Annotated in this window: 14 protein-coding genes; 6 read left to right on the top strand and 8 right to left on the bottom strand. The window is 72.4% G+C overall.

The window, feature by feature from the left end; translation table 11 throughout:
- Window positions 1–62: 62 nt before the first annotated feature.
- Window positions 63–1094 (bottom strand): Lrp/AsnC family transcriptional regulator, encoded by a 1032-nt coding sequence (locus UIS43_RS18135; protein WP_370013263.1) that lies wholly within the window; start codon window positions 1092–1094, stop codon window positions 63–65.
- Window positions 1095–1296: 202 nt separating this feature from the next.
- On the opposite strand from UIS43_RS18135, the gene UIS43_RS18130 reads away from it, so the two are divergent.
- Both UIS43_RS18130 and UIS43_RS18125 read left to right on the top strand, forming a co-directional pair.
- Window positions 1297–2817: an AbgT family transporter gene (locus UIS43_RS18130; protein WP_370013262.1), complete on the top strand. Its 1521-nt coding sequence runs from the start codon at window positions 1297–1299 to the stop codon at window positions 2815–2817.
- A 57-nt stretch (window positions 2818–2874) separates the two neighbouring features.
- Window positions 2875–4032 carry a M20 family metallopeptidase gene (locus UIS43_RS18125; RefSeq protein ID WP_370010962.1) on the top strand — a complete coding sequence of 386 codons (1158 nt, stop codon included), beginning with the start codon at window positions 2875–2877 and terminating at the stop codon, window positions 4030–4032.
- Window positions 4033–4219: 187 nt separating this feature from the next.
- Here UIS43_RS18125 and UIS43_RS18120 read toward each other — a convergent pair whose 3' ends face one another.
- Genes UIS43_RS18120 through pdhA form a run of 3 tightly spaced genes read right to left on the bottom strand, consistent with a single transcriptional unit; the run spans window position 4220 to window position 7696 of the window.
- Window positions 4220–5620, bottom strand: coding sequence for a dihydrolipoamide acetyltransferase family protein (locus UIS43_RS18120; RefSeq protein ID WP_370010960.1), 1401 nt, complete (start codon window positions 5618–5620; stop codon window positions 4220–4222).
- Entirely contained in the window at window positions 5617–6609 is a 993-nt protein-coding gene (locus UIS43_RS18115; protein WP_013151085.1) for an alpha-ketoacid dehydrogenase subunit beta, read from the bottom strand. Before UIS43_RS18115 ends, UIS43_RS18120 begins: the two co-directional genes overlap by 4 nt.
- A 1-nt stretch (window position 6610) precedes the next feature.
- Window positions 6611–7696 (bottom strand): pyruvate dehydrogenase (acetyl-transferring) E1 component subunit alpha, encoded by a 1086-nt coding sequence (gene pdhA / locus UIS43_RS18110; protein ID WP_013151084.1) that lies wholly within the window; start codon window positions 7694–7696, stop codon window positions 6611–6613.
- Between the two features lie 281 nt (window positions 7697–7977).
- Between pdhA and UIS43_RS18105 the strand changes: the two genes are divergently transcribed.
- On the top strand, window positions 7978–8475 hold the full coding sequence (locus UIS43_RS18105) for a phosphoribosyltransferase (protein WP_013151083.1): 498 nt from the start codon (window positions 7978–7980) through the stop codon (window positions 8473–8475).
- 92 nt (window positions 8476–8567) lie between these two features.
- Here UIS43_RS18105 and nrfD read toward each other — a convergent pair whose 3' ends face one another.
- Genes nrfD through fdh form a run of 3 tightly spaced genes read right to left on the bottom strand, consistent with a single transcriptional unit; the run spans window position 8568 to window position 13809 of the window.
- On the bottom strand, window positions 8568–9668 hold the full coding sequence (gene nrfD / locus UIS43_RS18100) for an NrfD/PsrC family molybdoenzyme membrane anchor subunit (RefSeq protein WP_013151082.1): 1101 nt from the start codon (window positions 9666–9668) through the stop codon (window positions 8568–8570).
- On the bottom strand, window positions 9668–10558 hold the full coding sequence (locus UIS43_RS18095; protein ID WP_019609550.1) for a 4Fe-4S dicluster domain-containing protein: 891 nt from the start codon (window positions 10556–10558) through the stop codon (window positions 9668–9670). Before UIS43_RS18095 ends, nrfD begins: the two co-directional genes overlap by 1 nt.
- Window positions 10555–13809 (bottom strand): formate dehydrogenase, encoded by a 3255-nt coding sequence (gene fdh / locus UIS43_RS18090; RefSeq protein ID WP_370010955.1) that lies wholly within the window; start codon window positions 13807–13809, stop codon window positions 10555–10557. Before fdh ends, UIS43_RS18095 begins: the two co-directional genes overlap by 4 nt.
- A 364-nt stretch (window positions 13810–14173) precedes the next feature.
- Between fdh and UIS43_RS18085 the strand changes: the two genes are divergently transcribed.
- On the top strand, window positions 14174–15832 hold the full coding sequence (locus tag UIS43_RS18085; RefSeq protein ID WP_013151079.1) for a catalase: 1659 nt from the start codon (window positions 14174–14176) through the stop codon (window positions 15830–15832).
- Between the two features lie 10 nt (window positions 15833–15842).
- The gene (locus UIS43_RS18080; protein WP_013151078.1) at window positions 15843–16310 is read left to right on the top strand and encodes a hypothetical protein; all 468 of its coding nucleotides are present in this window, start codon (window positions 15843–15845) and stop codon (window positions 16308–16310) included.
- A gap of 161 nt (window positions 16311–16471) precedes the next feature.
- On the opposite strand, the gene UIS43_RS18075 is transcribed toward UIS43_RS18080, so the two are convergent.
- Complete coding sequence (locus UIS43_RS18075) at window positions 16472–16936, bottom strand: DUF4383 domain-containing protein (protein WP_013151077.1); 465 nt, start codon at window positions 16934–16936, stop codon at window positions 16472–16474.
- A 413-nt stretch (window positions 16937–17349) separates the two neighbouring features.
- Here UIS43_RS18075 and UIS43_RS18070 point away from each other — a divergent pair, with 413 nt between their 5' ends.
- Window positions 17350–19149 (top strand): thiamine pyrophosphate-requiring protein, encoded by a 1800-nt coding sequence (locus UIS43_RS18070; RefSeq protein WP_013151076.1) that lies wholly within the window; start codon window positions 17350–17352, stop codon window positions 19147–19149.
- The last annotated feature ends 93 nt before the right edge of the window (window positions 19150–19242 follow it).

Genomic DNA, 19242 nt, shown 5'->3' with positions numbered 1-19242 from the left:
CACTCCTCCGGCGGGCGGCCCGTGAACCGGTCGGAGGAGTGCGCGGCCCCGGAGGCGGCCGTTCACTCCCCGGCGGACGGCTCCCCGTCCAGCAGCGCCGACGGGCCGGGCGGCCCGAGCCGCGCGCCCTCGCGCGCAGTCCAGTAGCGGCGCAGCACGTCCAGCACCACCGAGACCCGCAGGCCCGTGATGCCCGAGAGGCGCCCCAGGTCCGCGGAGAGGAAGTCGGCCAGCTCGGCCTCGTCGCGGAACACCGCGTGGTGGATGACGGACGAGGTCCCGGCCACGACCGAGACGTAGCGCGCCGAGGGGTGCGCCCCCAGCGCGTCGGCGACTCCGCCGATCTCGCGGGGGCTGACCTCCAGGGCCAGCACCGCCTCCACGCCCATGCCCAGCAGGGCGGGTTCCACCTCCACCCGGGGGCGCACCATGCGGCGCTCCAGCACGGACTGGACGAGGCGGTAGGCCGTGGACTGGCTGACCCCGAGCGCGCGGGCGACCTCCCCCGAACCGGCGCGCGCGTCGCGGTGCAGCATCCGCACCACGAGCGCCTCCTGCGCGCTCAACGGGCCACGGGGCTCCTCCGCGGCCCCGTCCTCCCCCGTGTCGGTGTAGGGGTCCAGTGCCCGGGACCGCACGGGGTCGAGCCGGTCCAGCCGCCAGGAGTCGGCCCGGCTCACCGCCCGCAGGACCAGATCGGACCGTGTGGCCGCCACGCCCTCCACCGAGGGGATCCCGTCGGCGAGCAGGTCCGCCGCCCGGTCGCGGCGGAAGGGGTGGACGACGCAGTAGACGTCGGATCCGCCGCTGGTCACGGCCGTGAACTGCGTCTCGGGCCGCTCCGCCAGGCGGCGGGCCACCCGCCGCGAGTGGCCGGGGGCGGTGGTGATCCACACGTGGTGCGGGTGGGCGTCGGAGAGCAGCGGCCAGTCCACCTGGCCGACCACGCGCACGGACCGCTCGGACTGGAGGCGCTGGAGCCGCCGCCCCACGGTGCTCGCCGAACTCCCCACCGCCTCGGCCAGGGCGCTGACCGGCGCCCGGGGCGCCAGCTGGAGGGCTGCGACCAGGTCCATGTCGAGTTCGTCCAGCACCGCTTCCGCCTTCACCAAGACCGCTGTCACCAAATATGCCGCATGAGATGAATGATTCCACCACTTTATCGCTGGTGGTTGACATATCCATCCACCACACATGCAATGTACTGGTCAACGCAGCGAGGGAGGGGCGCCAGCCCGCCCGGACGTCAGGGGAGCACGGGTGACCACGACCGATTCCACACGCCCCAGGCTGCCGATGCGGCTGCTCCTGGGCTCCCTCCAGGTGGTCGAGCGGGTGGGCAACAAGCTGCCCCACCCGTTCTGGCTGTTCACGATCATGGCCGGGATCGTCATCGCGCTCAGCGCCCTGCTCAACGCGCTGGGCGTCTCCGCGGTCTCACCGGTGGACGGCGAGCGCATCGCGGTCCGCAGCCTGCTCTCGCCCGAGGGCGTGCAGACCATCGTCGGCGACGCGATCGACAACTTCGCGACCTTCCCGCCGCTGGCGATCATCATCGTGGTCATGCTCGGGGTCTCGGTCGCCGAACGCAGCGGCCTGCTCAACGCGATGCTGCGCGGCAGCGTCACCAGGGTCCCGGCCCGGTGGCTGACCTTCGCCGTGGCGCTGACCGGCATCACCGGCAGCGTCGCCTCCGACGCCGCCTACGTCGTGCTCATCCCGCTGGGCGCCCTGCTCTTCAAGGCCGCGGGCCGCAGCCCCGTCCTCGGCCTGGTCGTGGCCTTCGCCTCCGTCTCCGCCGGATACAACGCGTCCCTGCTCATCACGCCCACCGACGCGCTCCTGGCCGCCCTGAGCACCGAGGCCGCCTCGATCATCGACCCCGGCTACACGGTCACGGCGCTGGACAACTACTTCTTCAGCGTCGTCTCCGCCGTCGTGCTCGCCGCCCTGATCACCCTCGTCACCGAGTTCCTGTTGAGCAGGCGCTCCGAGGGCCTGACCGAGGACGGCGACGGCGAGGGGGACCGGGAGGCGCGGGAGCTGGGCTCCATGACCCTCACCGACGCCGAGCGCCGGGGGCTGCGCAACGCCGGGCTGACCGTGCTGGCGGCCGTGGCGGTCCTCGCGGCGGCGCTCGCGCCCCCGGCCTCGCCCCTGCGCGGGGAGGACGGAACGGTCCTCGGCTCGCCGATCATCACCGGGGTCGCCTACGTGCTGGGCGTCCTGTTCCTGCTCGCCGGAGTCGTGTACGGGCGCGCCACGGGCACCGTGGCCTCGGCGCGGGACGTCCCCGAGGCGATGACCGCGGGAGTGCGGGACCTGGCGCCGGTGGTCGTGCTGTTCTTCGCGGCCTCGCAGTTCCTCGCCTACTTCCGCTGGACCGGGATCGGTGAGGTCGTGGCCATCCGCGGCGCCGCGCTGCTGGACTCGGCGGGGGTGCACCCCCTGGTGCTCTTCCTCGGCATGATCGTGTTCTCCACGGTGCTGAACCTGCTCATCACCAGCGGTTCGGCGCAGTGGGCCCTCATCGCGCCGGTCTTCGTGCCCATGTTCATGCTCCTGGACGTGCCGCCCGAGACGACCCAGGCCGTCTACCGCATCGCCGACTCCAGCACCAACGTCATCAGCCCGATGAGCCCGTACTTCGTCATGGCGCTGGGCTTCCTCCAGCGCTACCGACGGGACGCGGGCATCGGCACGCTGATCTCCCTGACGCTGCCGCTGTGCCTCACCGTCCTGGTCGGCTGGACCCTGCTGTTCCTGGGCTGGTGGACGCTCGGCATCCCGCTGGGACCGGGTGTCCCGGTGCGCTGACCGCCTCCCTCCCGCCCCGGGCGGGTCCCCCGCCCACCGCAACGAAGAGAGTGACAGATGAGCCAGACGGTGACCGCGAGACTGGCGGACGCGGCCGAGCGCGCCCTGCCCGGCATGATCGACGACCTGCGCGCCCTCGTGGAGCTGGAGACCCCCAGCGGCGACAGGGACCTGCTGTCCGCCGGGCTGGACGGCATCGAGGGGTGGCTGGCCCGGCGGCTGGGCGCGCCCGAGACCCGGGTCCGCTACGACGGCGGCTCCTTCGGCGACGTGCTGGAGGTGTCCTACCCCGGCACCGGGGCGGGGACCGTGCTCTTCGTCAGCCACTACGACACCGTCTGGCCCGCCGGGACCCTGGCCGAGTGGCCGGTGACGGTCGAGGGCGACCGGTTCAGCGGCCCCGGCTGCTTCGACATGAAGGCCGGGATCGTGCAGAGCGCCTGGGCTCTGCGGCTCCTGCGCGAACTGGACCTGCCCCGGCCCACCGTGCGGATGCTGCTCACCGGGGACGAGGAGATCGGCAGCCCCGCGTCGCGCCCGCACATCGAGCGGGCCAGCGAGGGCGTGGACCTGACCCTGGTCCTCGAACCCAGCCGGGAGGGCATGCCCAAGACCCGGCGCAAGGGCATGGGGATCTTCGACGTGGACGTGCGCGGCGTGGAGTCCCACGCGGGCCTGGACCCCGCCGCCGGGGCGAGCGCCGTGCACGCCCTGGCCCAGGTCGTGCCCGCGCTCACCGCCCTGTCCGCGCCGGAGGCGGGCACCACGGTGAACGTGGGCCTGGTCTCCGGGGGGACCGGGTACAACGTCGTCGCCGGGCACGCCCGCTGCGGGGTGGACGTGCGGGTGCAGGACCCCGCCGAGATGGCCCGCGTGGACGCCGGGCTGGCCGCGCTCGCCGCCGCCGACCCGCGCGTGACGGTCCGGGTCACCGGCGGGTGGAACCGCCCTCCGATGAACCCCAACCCGCCCTCGGAGAAGGCGTTCGGCCTGCTGCGCGAGGTGGCCGGGGAACTGGGCGCCTCCCTGGAGGAGGTGTCGGTGGGCGGGGCCAGCGACGCCAACTTCGTCTCCGCGCTGGGCCGCCCGGTGCTCGACGGGCTGGGCGCGGTGGGCGCCGGACCGCATTCGCGCGACGAGCACGTCCTGGTCGGCGGGACGCCGCGCCAGGTCGCCCTGGTGGCGGGCCTGATGGAGCGGATCGCGGGGAGGTAGGGCGGCGACGCCCGCTCCCGCCCGGGACGACGTGTGGACGAGTCGCCATGGGGATGAGTCTCCATGGCGACGAGTCGACACGGGGCGGTCCGGCAAGCGCGGGAACGACCGCTCCGGCGGCGGCCGGACCGGCACGCGGAAGGGCGCCCCGGGACACCGGGTCCCGGGGCGCCCGCTCCGTCCAGGCCTACAGGCGGGCGATGGCCGCGGCCGGGTTCTCCATGGCGTCGGCGACCACGCGCATGAAGCCCGCGGCGGCCCCGCCGTCGCACACGCGGTGGTCGAAGGCGAACGACAGCTGCGTGATCTTGCGGACGGTCAGCTCGCCGTCCACCACCCACGGGCGGTCCATGATCCGGCCCAGGCCCAGGATCGCCACCTGCGGGTGGTTGATGATGGCGGCGCTGCCGTCCACACGCAGCGACCCGTAGTTGTTGAGGGTGAAGGTGCCGCCGGTCATCTCGGCCCGGGAGGCCCGGCCCTCCCGGGCGGCGTCGGTGAGCCGCCGGATCTCGCCGTCCAGTTCGGCCGTGGTGAGCCGGTGCGCGCCCAGCACGGCCGGGGCGACCAGGCCCCGGTCGGTCTGCACCGCCAGACCCAGGTTGATCCCGTCGTACTGGACCAGCTCACCGCGTTCGGCGTCCACCCTGCCGTTGAGCTCGGGGTGGGCGCGCAGGCCCGCGACCACGAACCGCGCCACGTAGGACATCAGGCCGGGCCCGGAGGGGTCGGACCGGCGCAGGCGCACCAGCTCGGTCGCGTCCACGTCCACCCAGACGGTCGCCTCGGGGATCTCGCTGCGGCTGCGGGACAGCGACGCCGCCACGCTGCGGCGGAACCCGCTCATGGCCACGCGCCGGGACTCGGCCAGTCCCGTGCGGGCGTCCACGCCACCGGTCGCGACGGGCTCCGGCCCGGCGGCGGGAGCGGCGGAGTCGGCGGCGGGGGCCCGCGCGGCCTCGATCGCCTCACGTACGTCACGTCGGGTGATGAGTCCGCCCGGGCCGCTTCCGGGAACCTCGGAGATCCGCAGCCCCGCCTCGCGGGCCATCTGCCTCACCAGGGGCGAGGTGACCAGCGGCGGACGCGCGGCCGGGGCGGCGGAGGCCCGCGCTGCGGAAACCGGTGTGGCGGCCGGTGCGGCGGGCTGCGCCGGGTGCGCGGGCGGACGCTCACGCGGGCGCCGACGGCGCCCGGGGGCCGCCGCCTCCGGCGTCCCGTAGCCGATCAGCACGTTGCCCGAACCCGTTCCGGCGCGCTCCTCCTCGCGGTAGCGCTCCCCCTCAGCCGACGCCTTCGCGGCGGCCCCGGAACCGGACGCGGCCCCGGCCTCGGCCCCGGAACCGGAACCGTCGGTCACGCTGATCAGGGGGTGCCCGACCTCCATGACCCGGCCCTCCTCGCCGTGCAGCTCGCTGACGGTGCCCGCGAAGGGGGAGGGGACCTCCACGATCGACTTGGCGGTCTCCACCTCCACGATCGGCTGGTCCACGGCCACGGTGTCGCCGACGGCCACGAGCCAGCGCACCACCTCGGCCTCGGTGAGCCCCTCGCCCAGGTCGGGGAGGTCGAAGGTCTGCGTCGTCACTGGTCCTCCCACTGAAGGTCGTCGACGGCGTCCAGGATCCGGTCCACGCCCGGGAGCTGGAAGCGCTCCAGCTTCGGCGGCGGGAAGGGGATGTCGAAGCCGGTGACGCGGCGCACCGGCGCGGCCAGGGAGTGGAAGCAGCGCTCGGTCACCCGCGCGACGATCTCCGAGGCGACGCTGGCGTACCCGCTGGCCTCGGCGACCACGACGGCGCGCCCGGTGGAGCGGACCGCCTCGCACACGGTGGCGTCGTCGAAGGGGACGAGGGAGCGCACGTCCACCACCTGGAGGCTGCGGCCCTCCTGGGCTGCGGCCTCGGCCGCCTCCAGCGCGGTGGGCACCGAGGGGCCGTAGGCGATGAGGGTGGCGTCGGTGCCGGGGCGGCGCACCACGGCGCGACCGATGGGCGGCTCGGGCGCGGACAGGTCGACCTCGTCCTTGCCCCAGTAGAGCTTCTTGGGCTCCATGAACACGACCGGGTCGTCGGAGGCGATCGCCCCGCGCAGCAGGAAGTAGGCGTCGGCGGGCGTGGACGGGGTGACCACGGTCAGGCCGGGCGTGTGGGCGTAGTAGGCCTCGGAGGAGTCGCAGTGGTGCTCGACGCCGCCGATCCCGCCCGCGTAGGGGACGCGGATGACCATGGGCAGCCCGACCCGGCCGCGGGTGCGGTTGCGCGTCTTGGCCACGTGGCTGACGATCTGCTCGAAGGCCGGGTAGGCGAACGCGTCGAACTGCATCTCCACCACGGGGCGCATGCCGTTCATCGCCATGCCGACGGCCATGCCCACGATCCCGGACTCGGCGAGCGGGGTGTCGAAGCAGCGGTCCTCGCCGAACTCGGCGGTGAGGCCGTCGGTGATGCGGAAGACGCCGCCGAGGGGGCCGACGTCCTCGCCGAAGACGTACACCGCCGGGTCCTCGGCCATGGCGTCGCGCAGGGCCCGGTTGAGGGCCTGGGCCATGGAGAGCTTGGTGGGATCGGTCGCCATGTCAGTTGCCCTCTCTGCTCAGTTCGTCGGCCAGGAAGGCGGCCTGCTCGTCCAGCTGCGGCGTGGGGGTCGCGAACACGTGCGCGAACAGTTCGGCGGGCTCGGGGTCGGTGTCCCTGGTGACGCCCTCGCGCATGGCGGCGGCCACGGCCTCCGCGTCCTCGGCGATGCGCGCCTTGCGGGCCTTGGTGAGGACGCGCTTCCTGGTGAGGTAGGCCTCCATGCGCAGCAGGGGGTCGCGGGCCTCCCAGGGGTCGACCTCCTCCTGGGTGCGGTACCGGGTGGCGTCGTCGGCGTTGGTGTGCGCCTGCATGCGGTAGGTGTGCGCCTCCACGAGCTGGGGGCCCTCGCCCGCCCGCGCGGCGGCCACGGCCCGGTCCAGCACGGCGAGCACCGCGGGGGTGTCGTTGCCGTCCACCCGTTCCGCGTTCACCCCGTAGCCGACGCCCTTGTGGGCGAGCGAGGGGGCGGCGGTCTGGCGGGCCAGGGGGACGGAGATGGCGTACTCGTTGTTCTGCACGAAGAAGACCACCGGGGCCCGGAACACCGCCGCGAAGTTCAGCGCCTCGTGGAAGTCGCCCTCGCTGGTGGCGCCGTCGCCGCACATCGCCATAACCACGGTGTCCTCACCGCGCAGGCGGGCGGCGTGCGCGACGCCCACCGCGTGCAGGAGCTGGGTGGCCAGCGGCGTGGCCTGCGGGGCCACGCGGTGCGCGTAGGGGTCGTAGCCCGAGTGCCAGTCGCCCTTGAGCAGGGTGAGCACCTGCACCGGGTCCACCCCGCGCGCGACCACGGCGGCGGTGTCGCGGTAGGTCGGGAAGAGCCAGTCGCCCTCCGCCAGGGCCAGGGCCGCGCCCGTCTGGCAGGCCTCCTGCCCGTGCGAGGAGGGGTACACGGCCAGGCGGCCCTGCCGCACGAGGGCGCTGGCCTGGTCGTTGACGCGGCGGCCGATCACCAGGGAGGTGTACGCGGCGAGCAGCCGCTCCCGGTCCGGGAACGGCAGGGCGGCCCCGTCCACCGGGCTTCCGGTCTCGTCGAGCAGCCGGACCGGCTGCTCGGAGGGGAGAAGGTCCCGGTCATCAGCCATGGCGCCAGCCTCCTGTGTCAGAAAGATGTGTTCAGACACATGGTGCTGTTCATTGCCATCTGTTCGCCACAACCGCGCAAAACTCAAGAAAACGTCGAGGATTTCACGCAGAATACTGGCCAAACGACCAACCGTGTGACCCAGAACACCCCCCGGCGTGGACAAGTGGCCCGCGCCACCGCGCCGCGTCCGCGCGCGGGCGCGAAGCGGCGCCGGGGTGGTTAGCCTGGGGCGGTACCGAGCCGCTGCGCACACCACACCACCGGGAAAGAGGGGGCCTCGTGAGCGACGAGCGCGAGAACCTGGACTACGGGCTCTTCGGCACCGCGATCCGCGACCTGGCCCACGCGATCGCCGACGACGGGTTCGAACCCGACATGATCCTCTCCATCGCGCGCGGCGGCCTCTTCGTGGCGGGCGGTCTGGGATACGCGCTGGACGTGAAGAACCTGCACGTGATGAACGTGGAGTTCTACACCGGGGTCGGCACCACCCTCGACATGCCCGTCATGCTCCCCCCGGTGCCCAACGCGGTCGACCTCAGCAGCAAGAGGGTCCTGGTCGCCGACGACGTCGCGGACACCGGCAGAACGCTCAGGCTCGTCCACGACTTCTGCGCCGAGCACGTCGCCGAGGTCCGCAGCGCGGTCATCTACGAGAAGCCGCGGTCCCTGGTCAAGTGCGAGTACGTGTGGCGGCACACCGACCGGTGGATCAACTTCCCCTGGTCGGTGGAGCCCCCGGTGGTCAGCCGCCCGGACCAGGTCCGCGACGCCTGACCGCACCCGGCCGCCCCGACCGCCGCACGGCCCCGCGCGGCCGTCCTCCTCCCTCGCCCGAACCGCGGGAAGGGGAGGAGAACGGCCGCTCCTCAGTCCCCGGCCGACCGGGCCCGCGGGACGGCGGCCGCGTCGGCGCCCCTGCGCTCCGCCTCCCGCTCGGCCAGCCTGCGGCGCTGCGGCACCACCGTGTACTTGGGGTCGGCCACGGACTGCTTACCCGCCTGGAAGACGCCCAGCCGGGTGCACGCGGAACCGGCCAGCAGGGCGGCGCCGCTCACCGCGGAGGCCACCCGGCTGCGGCGGCCCAGCACCGCGCCGGCCGCCCCGGCCAGGGTGAGCGTCCGGGCCGCGCGCATGAGGGCGCCCGCCCTGCCCTGCCGGTAGGGCTCGCCGGACAGCCCCATCCCGCGCTCCATGGCGCTGGACACCGCCGTCTCCACCAGGGCGCCGCCCACGGCGGCGCGGCGCGCGGGACCGCTCTGCGCCAGGGGCGCGGTGACCAGGCCCATCCCGCCCGCGGCCGCGGCCGCGGAGGAGGCGAACACGAACGGCATGTACCGGTAGCCGTCGTGCCAGGACGGCACCGCGGTGTCGCACACCAGCGGCGCCGTGTAGGTGGCCACCAGCGGCCCCACCGCCCCGGCGCCCAGGGTGGCCGCCAGACCGATCCTCGGGAACCACCCGGTGGCGGAGGTCACCGCCGCGACCCCGGCCAGGGGGCCGTAGGTCATGAGGATCCAGGACCCGACGCTCATCGGCGAGGTCGGCTTGACCACCCGCAGCATGTTGAGGAAGCGCTCGGGGCGCCCCAGGTCGTGGATGAGCGCGGCCGTCGAACCGGAGATCGCGCCCAGAGCCGTGTACTTGAGGGGGCGGGCCAGCTCCGGGCGGCCGGTCAGCTCGGCGCCGGCGGCCAGCACCGACGAGGCCCCGGCGAGACCGCCCAGGAACAGGTAGCCGCCGATGTCGGAGGCCTTCCACACGATCTGGTTGAGGACCGGCTTGCCGTAGTAGGAGCGGAACTCGGCGTCGGGCACCCGCGTGGGCTCGCCTCGCCCCTTCTTCCTGCGCCGCCCCTCCCCGTGTTCGCGGCGCTGCTCCTCCCCGACGACGTCGGCGGCCCCCGTGACGGCCTCCCGTCCGGGGCGTTGCCCGCGCACGCCCTCCTTGGTCACGTCCGACGAGCTCATCAGCGCCTCCCCACGAACGTCGCGGCCGCTCCGACCACCAGCGCCGCCGCCGCGACACCGGCGTGCCGCCACATCGACGGCAGGTCCCGGGTGGTCACCACCGGGTCCGGCGGCAGCCCGTAGACCTCGGGCTCGTCCAGCAGCAGGAAGAACGCGCCCGCGCCGTCCACCCCGTTGTCGGGGTCCTCGCCGTACAGGCGGGCGGAGGACACCCCGGCCTCGTGCAGGTCGGCCACCCGCGCCTCCGCGCGCGCACGCAGTTCGTCGAGGTTGCCGAACTGGATCGAGTCGGTGGGGCAGGCCTTGGCGCAGGCGGGCTCCAGGCCGTCGCCGATCCGGTCGTAGCACAGGGTGCACTTCCAGACCCGGCCGTCCTCCTCGCGCTTGTCGATGACCCCGTAGGGGCAGGCCGGAACGCAGTACCCGCAGCCGTTGCAGATGTCCTCCTGCACCACCACCGTGCCGAACTCCGTGCGGAACAGCGAGCCGGTCGGGCACACGTCCAGGCAGGCGGCGCTGGTGCAGTGCTTGCACACGTCCGAGGACATCAGCCAGCGGAACTCGCCTCGCTCGTCGGCCCCCGTGGCGGCGCCGGGCAGCTCGAAGGACGGCATGCCCAGGTCCACGGCCCCGGGGCGGCCCACGCCCGGGTCCTGGTGGCCCAGGGGCTCGCGCTGTTCGACGAAGGCCACGTGCCGCCACGTGTCCGCGCTCAGTCCACCGCTGTTGTCGAACGACATGGACGTGAAGTCCAGGCCGTCCTCGGGGACCATGTTCCACTCCTTGCAGGCGACCTCGCAGGCCTTGCAGCCGATGCACACACTCGTGTCGGTGAAGAAGCCGACCCTCTCGTGCCTGCCGTCCCCGTTGCTCTCCGCGGACACGCTCACACCTCCAGTCCCGTCTGTTCCGTGATTCCGGCCCGCTCCCGGTACTCGCGCACCAGGTCGAGGCGCTCGACGCCCCGGGGCCTGCGTCCCGGCCGGATGTCGGCCGTGATCGCCTTGACCTCCTGGATGTGCACGTTGGGGTCGAGCGCGATGGGCATCAGCTCGTTGACCGCGTCCCCGGTCGAGTACCCGTTGGGCCCCCAGTGGTAGGGCATCCCGATCTGGTGGACCACCCGTCCCTGCACCCGCAGCGGCGCCATCCGGTCGGTGACCATGACCCGGGCCTCGATGGCGTTGCGCGCCGTGACGACGGTGGCCCAGCCGCCGTGCTCCAGACCGCGCTCCTCGGCCAGCTCGGGCCCCACCTCGCAGAAGAACTCGGGCTGGAGTTCGGCCAGGTAGGGCGTCCACCTGCTCATCCCGCCCGCGGTGAAGTGCTCGGTGAGCCGGTAGGTCGTCACCACGTACGGGAAGACGTCGGACCCGGGCGTGCCGGGGGCGGGGTGGTACCGGTTGTACTCGTGCGGGTACAGCAGACGCGTCGGGTTGCGCTGGTGCCCGTACAGCGGGTTCTCGAACGGGGTGTCCTGCGGCTCGTAGTGCGTGGGCATCGGGCCGTCGTTGAGGCCCGCGGGCGCGTACAGCCACCCCTTGCCGTCGGCCTGCATGATGAAGGCGTCCCGACCGGTCAGCGCCGCGACGCCCTCGGCGTCCTCCTCGGGCTCGTAGTCGGGCGCCTTGCGGTTCTCGAAGTCGGGGGTGTCGTGCCCGACCCAGCGCCCCTGCTCCGCGTCCCACCACACGAGGCTCTTGCGGGGGCTCCAGGGCTCCCCGTTCTCGTCTGCGGAGGCGCGGTTGTACAGGACGCGCCGGTTGTCCGGCCACGCCCAGGCCCACTCCCCGGCGATCCAGTCCTGTTCGGTGTGGGGCTTCCTGCGCGCCGCCTGGTTGACCCCGTCCTTGAAGACGCCGCAGTAGATCCAGCAGCCGCACGAGGTCGACCCGTCGTCGCGCAGCTCGGTGTAGACGGTGAGCGGGCGGCCCTCGGCGTCGTGTCCGTTGATCTCGCGCAGGACCGCGGCGGCGTCGGGCTCCCCGTCCTCCTCCAGGGGGTAGTCCCAGGTGAGGTCGAGGACGGGGCGGTCCTTGGGGTCCTCGGAGCCGGCGAGGATACCGCGGATCTCGCGGCCCAGGTGGTACATGAACCACAGGTCGCTGCGCTGGTCACCGCTCGGGCTCACGGCCCGGTCGTGCCACTGGAGCAGCCGGTTGGTGTTGGTGAAGGTGCCCGACTTCTCGGTGTGCGCGGCGGCCGGGAAGAAGAACACCTCGGTGCCGATGTCCTCGGTGCGCATCTCGCCGGACTCGATCTCCGGCCCGTCCTTCCACCAGGTGGCGCTCTCGATCAGCGAGAAGTCGCGCACGACCAGCCAGTCCAGTTCGGCCATGCCCATGCGCTGGGCCCTGCTGTTGGCCGATCCCACGGCGGGGTTCTCGCCCATGAGGAAGTAGCCCTTGCACTTTCCGGCGATCTGCCCCATCACGGTGTCGTAGTGGCTGTGGGAGCCGGTGAGCCGGGGCAGGTGGTCGAAGCAGTAGTCGTTCTCGGCCGTCGCGTGCTCGCCCCACCACGCCTTGAGCAGGCTGACGGTGTAGGCCTCCATCCCGTCCCAGAACCCCTTCCTGGGGTTGCCGGCGGCCATGATGTAGGTCTCCAGGGACTGCTCCTCGTGGGCGTGGGGCATCGGCAGGTAGCCCGGGAGCAGGTCGAACAGGGTGGGCACGTCGCTGGAGCCCTGGATGCTGGCGTGTCCGCGCAGCGCCTGGATGCCTCCCCCCGGGCGGCCGATGTTGCCCAGCAGCAGCTGGAGGATGGAGGCGGCCCGGATGTACTGGGAGCCGACCGTGTGCTGCGTCCAGCCCACGGCGTAGCAGAAGGCGCTGGTGCGGTCCCGGCCGGAGTTCTCGGTGAGGTGGTCGCACACCCTCCGGAAGGTCTCCTTCGGAATACCGCAGACCTCCTCGACCAGCTCCGGCGTGTAGCGCGCGTAGTGGCGTTTGAGGACCTGGAACACGCAGCGCGGGTCGGTGAGCGTCGGGTCCTCCCTGGGCTTCTCCCGGATGACCGCGCCGCCCGACCCCTGCTGTTCGGGCCGCCCGGAGTGGCTGGTGCCGAGGTTCTCCTCCAGCCGCTCCCTGAACAGCTGGTTGCGGTTGCCGGAGGCGGCGGCGACCTCGGCGCCCTCGTAGCTCCAGGTGCTGGCGTCGTAGCTCTTGTCCTCCTCCGAGAAGCCGGAGAACAGGCCGTCCAGGTCCTCGGTGTCCTGGAAGTCCTCGCCGACGATCGTGGCGGCGTTGGTGAAGGCGCGCACGTAGTCGAGGAAGTACTTCTCCTCGGTGAGGACGTGGTTGATGATCGCGCCGAGGAAGGCGATGTCGGTGCCGGCGCGGATGGGCACGTGCATGTCGGCGAGCGCGCTGGTGCGGCTGAACCGGGGGTCGACGTGGATGACCACCGCGCCGCGGGCCTTGGCCTCCATGACCCACTGGAAGCCGACCGGGTGGGCCTCGGCGAAGTTGGAGCCCTCGATGACGATGCAGTCGGAGTTCTGCAGGTCCTGGAGGAACATGGTCGCCCCGCCGCGCCCGAAGGACGTCCCGAGCCCGGCGACCGTGGAGCTGTGGCACACGCGGGCCTGGTTCTCCACCTGGACGACGCCGAGCGAGGTCAGGAGCTTCTTGATGAGGTAGTTCTCCTCGTTGTCCAGCGTGGCGCCGCCGAGGCTGGCGATCCCCAGCGTGCGGTTCACCTGTTGCCCCTTGTGCTCCCGCTCCCAGGTCTGCTCGCGTGTGCGGACCACGCGGTGGGCGACCATCCGCATGGCGGTGTCGAGGTCGAGTTCCTCCCATTCGGTGCCGTACGGGCGCCGGTACAGGACCCTCTCCTCGCGCGCGGAGCCGGTGGTGAGCTGGAGGCTGGCCGACCCCTTGGGGCACAGCCGCCCGCGGCTGATCGGCGAGTCCGGGTCACCCTCGATCTGGACGACCCTCTCGTCCTTGACGTAGACGTTCTGCCCGCATCCCACCGCGCAGTAGGGGCAGACCGACTTCACGACCCGGTCGGCCTCCTCGGTGCGGGACCTGAGGTTCTCCGACCGGCGGGACTTCGCGGCGGCCCCGCGCCCCGTCGGGTCGCCCCCCGTGAACTGCCGGTACACCGGCCACGACTCGATCCACGTGCGTACGCCCATGCTCGCCTCCGCCCCGGGCCCGGGGCCCGTCGATGGTCTCCAGGTCTGCCGCTACCCACGGACGAGGGGGAGCATGGGTCCGGATCCCCACCGTGCGCCGGGCGCGACTCCGCGCGGGCGGGGACACGCCGCCCGTGGCGGTTCCATGGGGCTTTTGTGACGCGGTCCGGAGGACGGGGTTTCACGTGAAACACCGAGGGAGGAGAGGGCCGAAAATCCCCCTTTCCGGACTTCCCCGGCGGGAGGAGGGTTGCGGTACTCCCTCCAGTTGGTAAGAACTTCCCCCGCCGTGCGTCCGAAGCCGTGGCGATGGGCAGGGGGCACCTGGACAGGGATCATGACGACGTGGTGGGGGACCAGTTCCATGACCGACGTATCCAGCCAGGGATCCGCGCCGGGAGACGACCGCGAGGTGCTCACGAACCGGCAGGGACACCCGGTCTACGACAACCAGAACCAGCGCACGGTCGGCGAGCGTGGGCCCGCGACGCTGGAGAACTACCAGTTCCTGGAGAAGATCAGCCACTTCGACCGGGAGCGCATCCCGGAGCGGGTGGTGCACGCGCGCGGGGTGACCGCGTTCGGCTACTTCGAGTCCTACGGCGCGTGGGGTGACGAGCCGATCAGCCGCTACACGCGGGCCAAGCTCTTCCAGGGCAGGGGCAAGCGGACCGACATCGCGCTGCGCTTCTCGACCGTCATCGGCGGCAGGGACTCCTCGGAGTGCGCGCGCGACCCGCGCGGGTTCGCGATCAAGTTCTACACCGAGGACGGCAACTGGGACCTGGTGGGCAACAACCTCGCGGTGTTCTTCATCCGCGACGCCATCAAGTTCCCCGACGTGATCCACGCCCTCAAGCCGGACCCGGTGACCTTCCGCCAGGAGCCCAACCGCATCTTCGACTTCATGTCGCAGACCCCCGAGTGCATGCACATGCTGGTCAACCTGTTCAGCCCGCGCGGCATCCCGGCGGACTACCGGCACCAGCAGGGCTTCGGCGTCAACACCTACAAGTGGGTCAACGACGTGGGCGAGACCGTCCTGGTCAAGTACACCTGGATGCCCAAGCAGGGTGTGCGCAGCATGACCGAGGCCGACGCCGCCAACCTCCAGGCGGACGAGACCGGGCACGCGACCAAGGACCTGCACGAGGCCATCGACCGTGGCGATTACCCGGAGTGGGAGCTGCTCGTGCAGATGATGAGCGACGAGGAGCACCCCGAGCTCGACTTCGACCCGCTGGACGACACCAAGACCTGGCCGGAGCAGGACTTCCCGCCCAAGGCGGTGGGGCGGATCGTGCTCGACCGGAACGTGTCGGACAACTTCGCGGAGAACGAGCAGATCTCCTTCGGCACCGGCGTGCTCGTGGACGGCCTGGACTTCTCCGACGACAAGATGCTCGTCGGGCGCACCTTCTCTTACAGCGACACGCAGCGCTACCGGGTGGGGCCCAACTACCTCCAGCTGCCGGTGAACCAGGCCAAGAACGCCGACGTGCGCACCAACCAGCGCGACGGCCTGATGGCCTACCACCAGGACTCCGGGGGCGAGAACCCGCACGTCAACTACGAGCCGTCCATCAACGGCGGCCTGCGCGAGGGGCAGTACCCCACGCACGACGAGCAGGGGCCGGAGATCCGGGGGCGGATGACGCGCAAGCGCATCTCCCGCACCAACGACTACCAGCAGGCGGGGCAGCGGTACACGCTGATGGAGGAGTGGGAGCGCGACGACCTGGTGCGCAACTTCATCGGACAGCTCTCCCAGTGCGACCGGCCGATCCAGGAGAGGATGGTCTGGCACTTCCTCATGGTCGACGACGACCTGGGGCTGCGCGTCGGCGAGGGGCTGGGCATCGGCCCGGGCGACGTGGCGCACCTGGAGCCGCTGCGGAGCCAGACCCTGGACGAGGGGGAGCGCCAGCGCATGGCCAACCTGGGCAAGAACGGCCCCCGGGACGTGTCGGGGCTGACGATGACCCACTGCGTGCCCAACCAGCGGCACGTGGTGGAGCGCTGAGGCGGGCGTGATGGAACGGCTCGCACGGGCCCTCGCGCACACCTCGTCCGCCGTCGGCAGGGGACTGCTGGCGGGGGTGGTCGGCACGGCGGCGATGACGGTCTCCAGCACCGTCGAGGCCAGGCTGCGCGGCAGGGGAGGCAGCACCTCGCCCGCCGACGCCGCCGGGAAGGTGCTCGGGGTGCGTCCGGAGGGCCCCTCTGGCGAGCAGCGGTTCAGCACCGCGGTGCACTGGGGCTACGGGGCCTCGTGGGGGGCGGTCCGCGGGCTGCTGGGCGCCGCCGGGCTGCACGGGACCGCTGCGGCGGCCGCGCACCTGGCGCTGGTGTGGGGCGGTGAGCAGGTCGCCCTCCCGGCCACGGGCACGGCTCCCCCGGCCTGGAAGTGGGGCGCCGAGGAGGTCGGGGTGGACCTGCTGCACCACACGGTCTACGCCTGCGCCACCGGTGCCGCCTACGAGTGGCTCGACCGGCGCTGACCCGCGGTCGTCCGGCCCCGGTCCCCGTTCGGGGACCGGGGCCGGACCGTGTGCGGCTCCGGTGCGGGCGCGGCCGTACGGCATGACACGGCCGCCGTCTCCCGGGAGGCGGCGGCCGTCGTCGCACCGTCCCCGCTCCGCGCGGGGTCCTTTCGGGCGCGTCAGCGCCTGACCCGGTCGCGCCGGGAGGGCGCCAGGATGATCCCGAGCGCGATCATGCTCAGTCCCAGGAAGAGGTGCAGCCAGTTGTCGGCGTTGTTGAGCGGCACGAAGTTCGCCGGGTCGTCGGACCCGACCAGCAGGCCGTAGAGCCACAGCACCAGGTAGGCCAGACCGCCGCCGATGAGGTAGACGCGCGCCAGACCGGCGGTGCGCGCCATCGCCACCCCGGCCACGCCGAGGACCAGGTGGAGCAGGTTGTGCAGGATGGACACCTGGAAGAGCCCCAGCAGCAGGGCCTCGGAGTGGTGCCCGGCGAACTGCATCTGGTCGTAGTTGGTGGTCACTCCGGGGATGAAGCCGAGCACGCCCACCAGCAGGAAGACGATGCCGTAGATGAGCGCGGCGAGGCGGATCGGCTTTCCGGGAACCCTGGTCACGCCCTGGGTCGATGTCCTGTTGGACATGGTTACCTCCACCGTGTTGCGTCCGTTTCATAAGTCCCTGTGACGCAAGGGGCTGGTGGTGAACCATTACCCGATGTGATGCGCATCACTCACGCTGGCGGTCGGCGGCGTCCGCCGACCCCGGCCGCCGCACACCGCCGACCGGTCCCGGGCGCGGACGAACGTCCGACCCGCGGCGCGGGGGAGCGGTGGCCGGAGCAGAGGAACGGTGGCCGGAGCGCGGGAGCGGGACGTGCGGGAACGCCGCCCGCGCGGTGAGTGCGGACGCGGGAGTCGGGGTAGTCGCGCCAGCGAGGCACTCCCGCGGTGGACCGGGGGCCGCGAGCCGGTGGGGCGAGGCCTCCGCACGCGGCGGACGCGGCGCCGCGGGAACGGTGCCGACCGACGGCGTCGAACCCGGGAGGGAAGCGGTCATGGCGGAACTGGTGTCCGACCACGTACTGAAGCGTCTGCGCGAGTGGGGGGTCGACCGCGTCTTCTCCTACGCGGGCGACGGCATCAACGGCCTGCTCGCCGCGTGGGAGCGGGCCGACGACCGGCCCCGCTTCATCCAGTCACGGCACGAGGAACTGGCGGCCTTCGAGGCCACGGGGTACGCCAAGTTCTCCGGCCGGGTGGGGGTGTGCGCGGCCACGTCGGGTCCCGGCGCCATCCACCTGCTGAACGGCCTCTACGACGCCAAGCTCGACCACGTGCCGGTGGTGGCCATCCTCGGCCAGACCGCGCGCAGCGCGATGGGCGGCTCCTACCAGCAGGAGGTCGACCTGATGTCGCTGTACAAGGACGTGGCCAGCGACTACCTCCAGATGGTGACCGTCCCCGAGCAGCTGCCCAACGTGCTGGACCGGGCGATCCGGATCGCCGCGAGCAGGCGCACGGTCACAGCGGTCATCATCCCCGCCGACGTCCAGGACCTGGAGTACTCGCCGCCCGAGCACGAGTTCAAGATGGTGCCCTCCAGCCTCGGCCTCCCCTCCCCGCGGTCCACGCCGTCCCCGGAGGGGCTGGCCGAGGCCGCCGAGATCCTCAACTCCGGTGAGCGCGTCGCCATGCTGGTCGGACAGGGGGCCAGGGGAGCGGCGGACGCCGTCGTCGAGATGGCCGACAGGCTCGGCGCCGGGGTGGCCAAGGCGCTGCTGGGCAAGGACGTGCTCCCCGACGACCTGCCCTTCGTGACCGGGTCGATCGGGCTGCTCGGCACCCGGCCCTCCTACGAGATGATGCGGGACTGCGACACCCTGCTCGTGGTGGGATCCAGCTTCCCGTACAGCCAGTTCCTGCCCGAGTTCGACCAGGCGCGCGCCGTGCAGATCGACATCGACCCGACCATGGTCGGCATGCGCTACCCGTTCGAGTGCAACCTGGTCGGCGACTCCGCGCAGACGCTGCGGATGCTGCTGCCGCTCGTGGAGCGCAAGACCGACCGCTCCTGGCGGGAGAAGGTCGAGGACGGCGTCGCGCGGTGGAGGCGGGTCCTCGAACGGCGCGCCCACGTGGACGCCGACCCGGTCAACCCCGAGCGCGTCTTCCACGAGCTGTCCCCGCTGCTGCCCGACGACGTGATGGTGACCGCGGACTCCGGTTCGGCGGCCAACTGGTACGCGCGCCACCTGGTGTTCCGCGAGGGCATGCGCGGAACGCTGTCGGGCACGCTGGCCACGATGTGCCCCGGCGTCCCCTACGCCACGGGGGCGAAGTTCGCCCACCCCGACAGGCCGGTGGTCGCGCTCGTGGGGGACGGCGCCATGCAGATGAGCGGCATCAACGAGCTGATCACCATCGGCCACTACTGGAGGGAGTGGGAGGACCCGCGGGTGGTCGTCGCCGTCCTCAACAACCGCGACCTCAACCAGGTGACCTGGGAACTGCGCGCGATGGGCGGAGCGCCGCAGTTCCTCCCCTCGCAGCGGATCCCCGACTTCCCCTACGCCGGGTTCGCCGAGAGCATCGGCCTGAGGGGGATCAAGGTGGACGACCCCTCCGACGTGCGCGACGCCTGGCAGCGGGCGCTGTCGGCGGACCGGCCCTGCGTGGTCGAGTTCGTCACCGACCCCGCCGTCCCGCCGATCCCGCCGCACGCGACGCTCGACCAGATGGAGAGCGTGGCCAAGGCCCTGGCCAAGGGCGACCCCGAGGCGTGGTCCGTGGTCAAGCGGGGCGTCGTGTCGAAGGCACAGGAGTTCCTGCCGGGAGACGGGCGGGGAGGCCGCTGACACGGGAGCGGGGAGGGGCGCCCGATCCGGTCGTGGACGGGGGGCAGGGCGTGGCTCCGCCCATCGAGGACCACGCGCTTCTGGGTGGCATGC

Source organism: Nocardiopsis sp. LDBS0036, assembly GCF_041228755.1.
Classification (GTDB): Bacteria; Actinomycetota; Actinomycetes; order Streptosporangiales; family Streptosporangiaceae; genus Nocardiopsis; species Nocardiopsis dassonvillei.
Note: the sequence above shows the minus strand (reverse complement) of the source record. Positions and strands in the feature narration are given on the sequence as shown.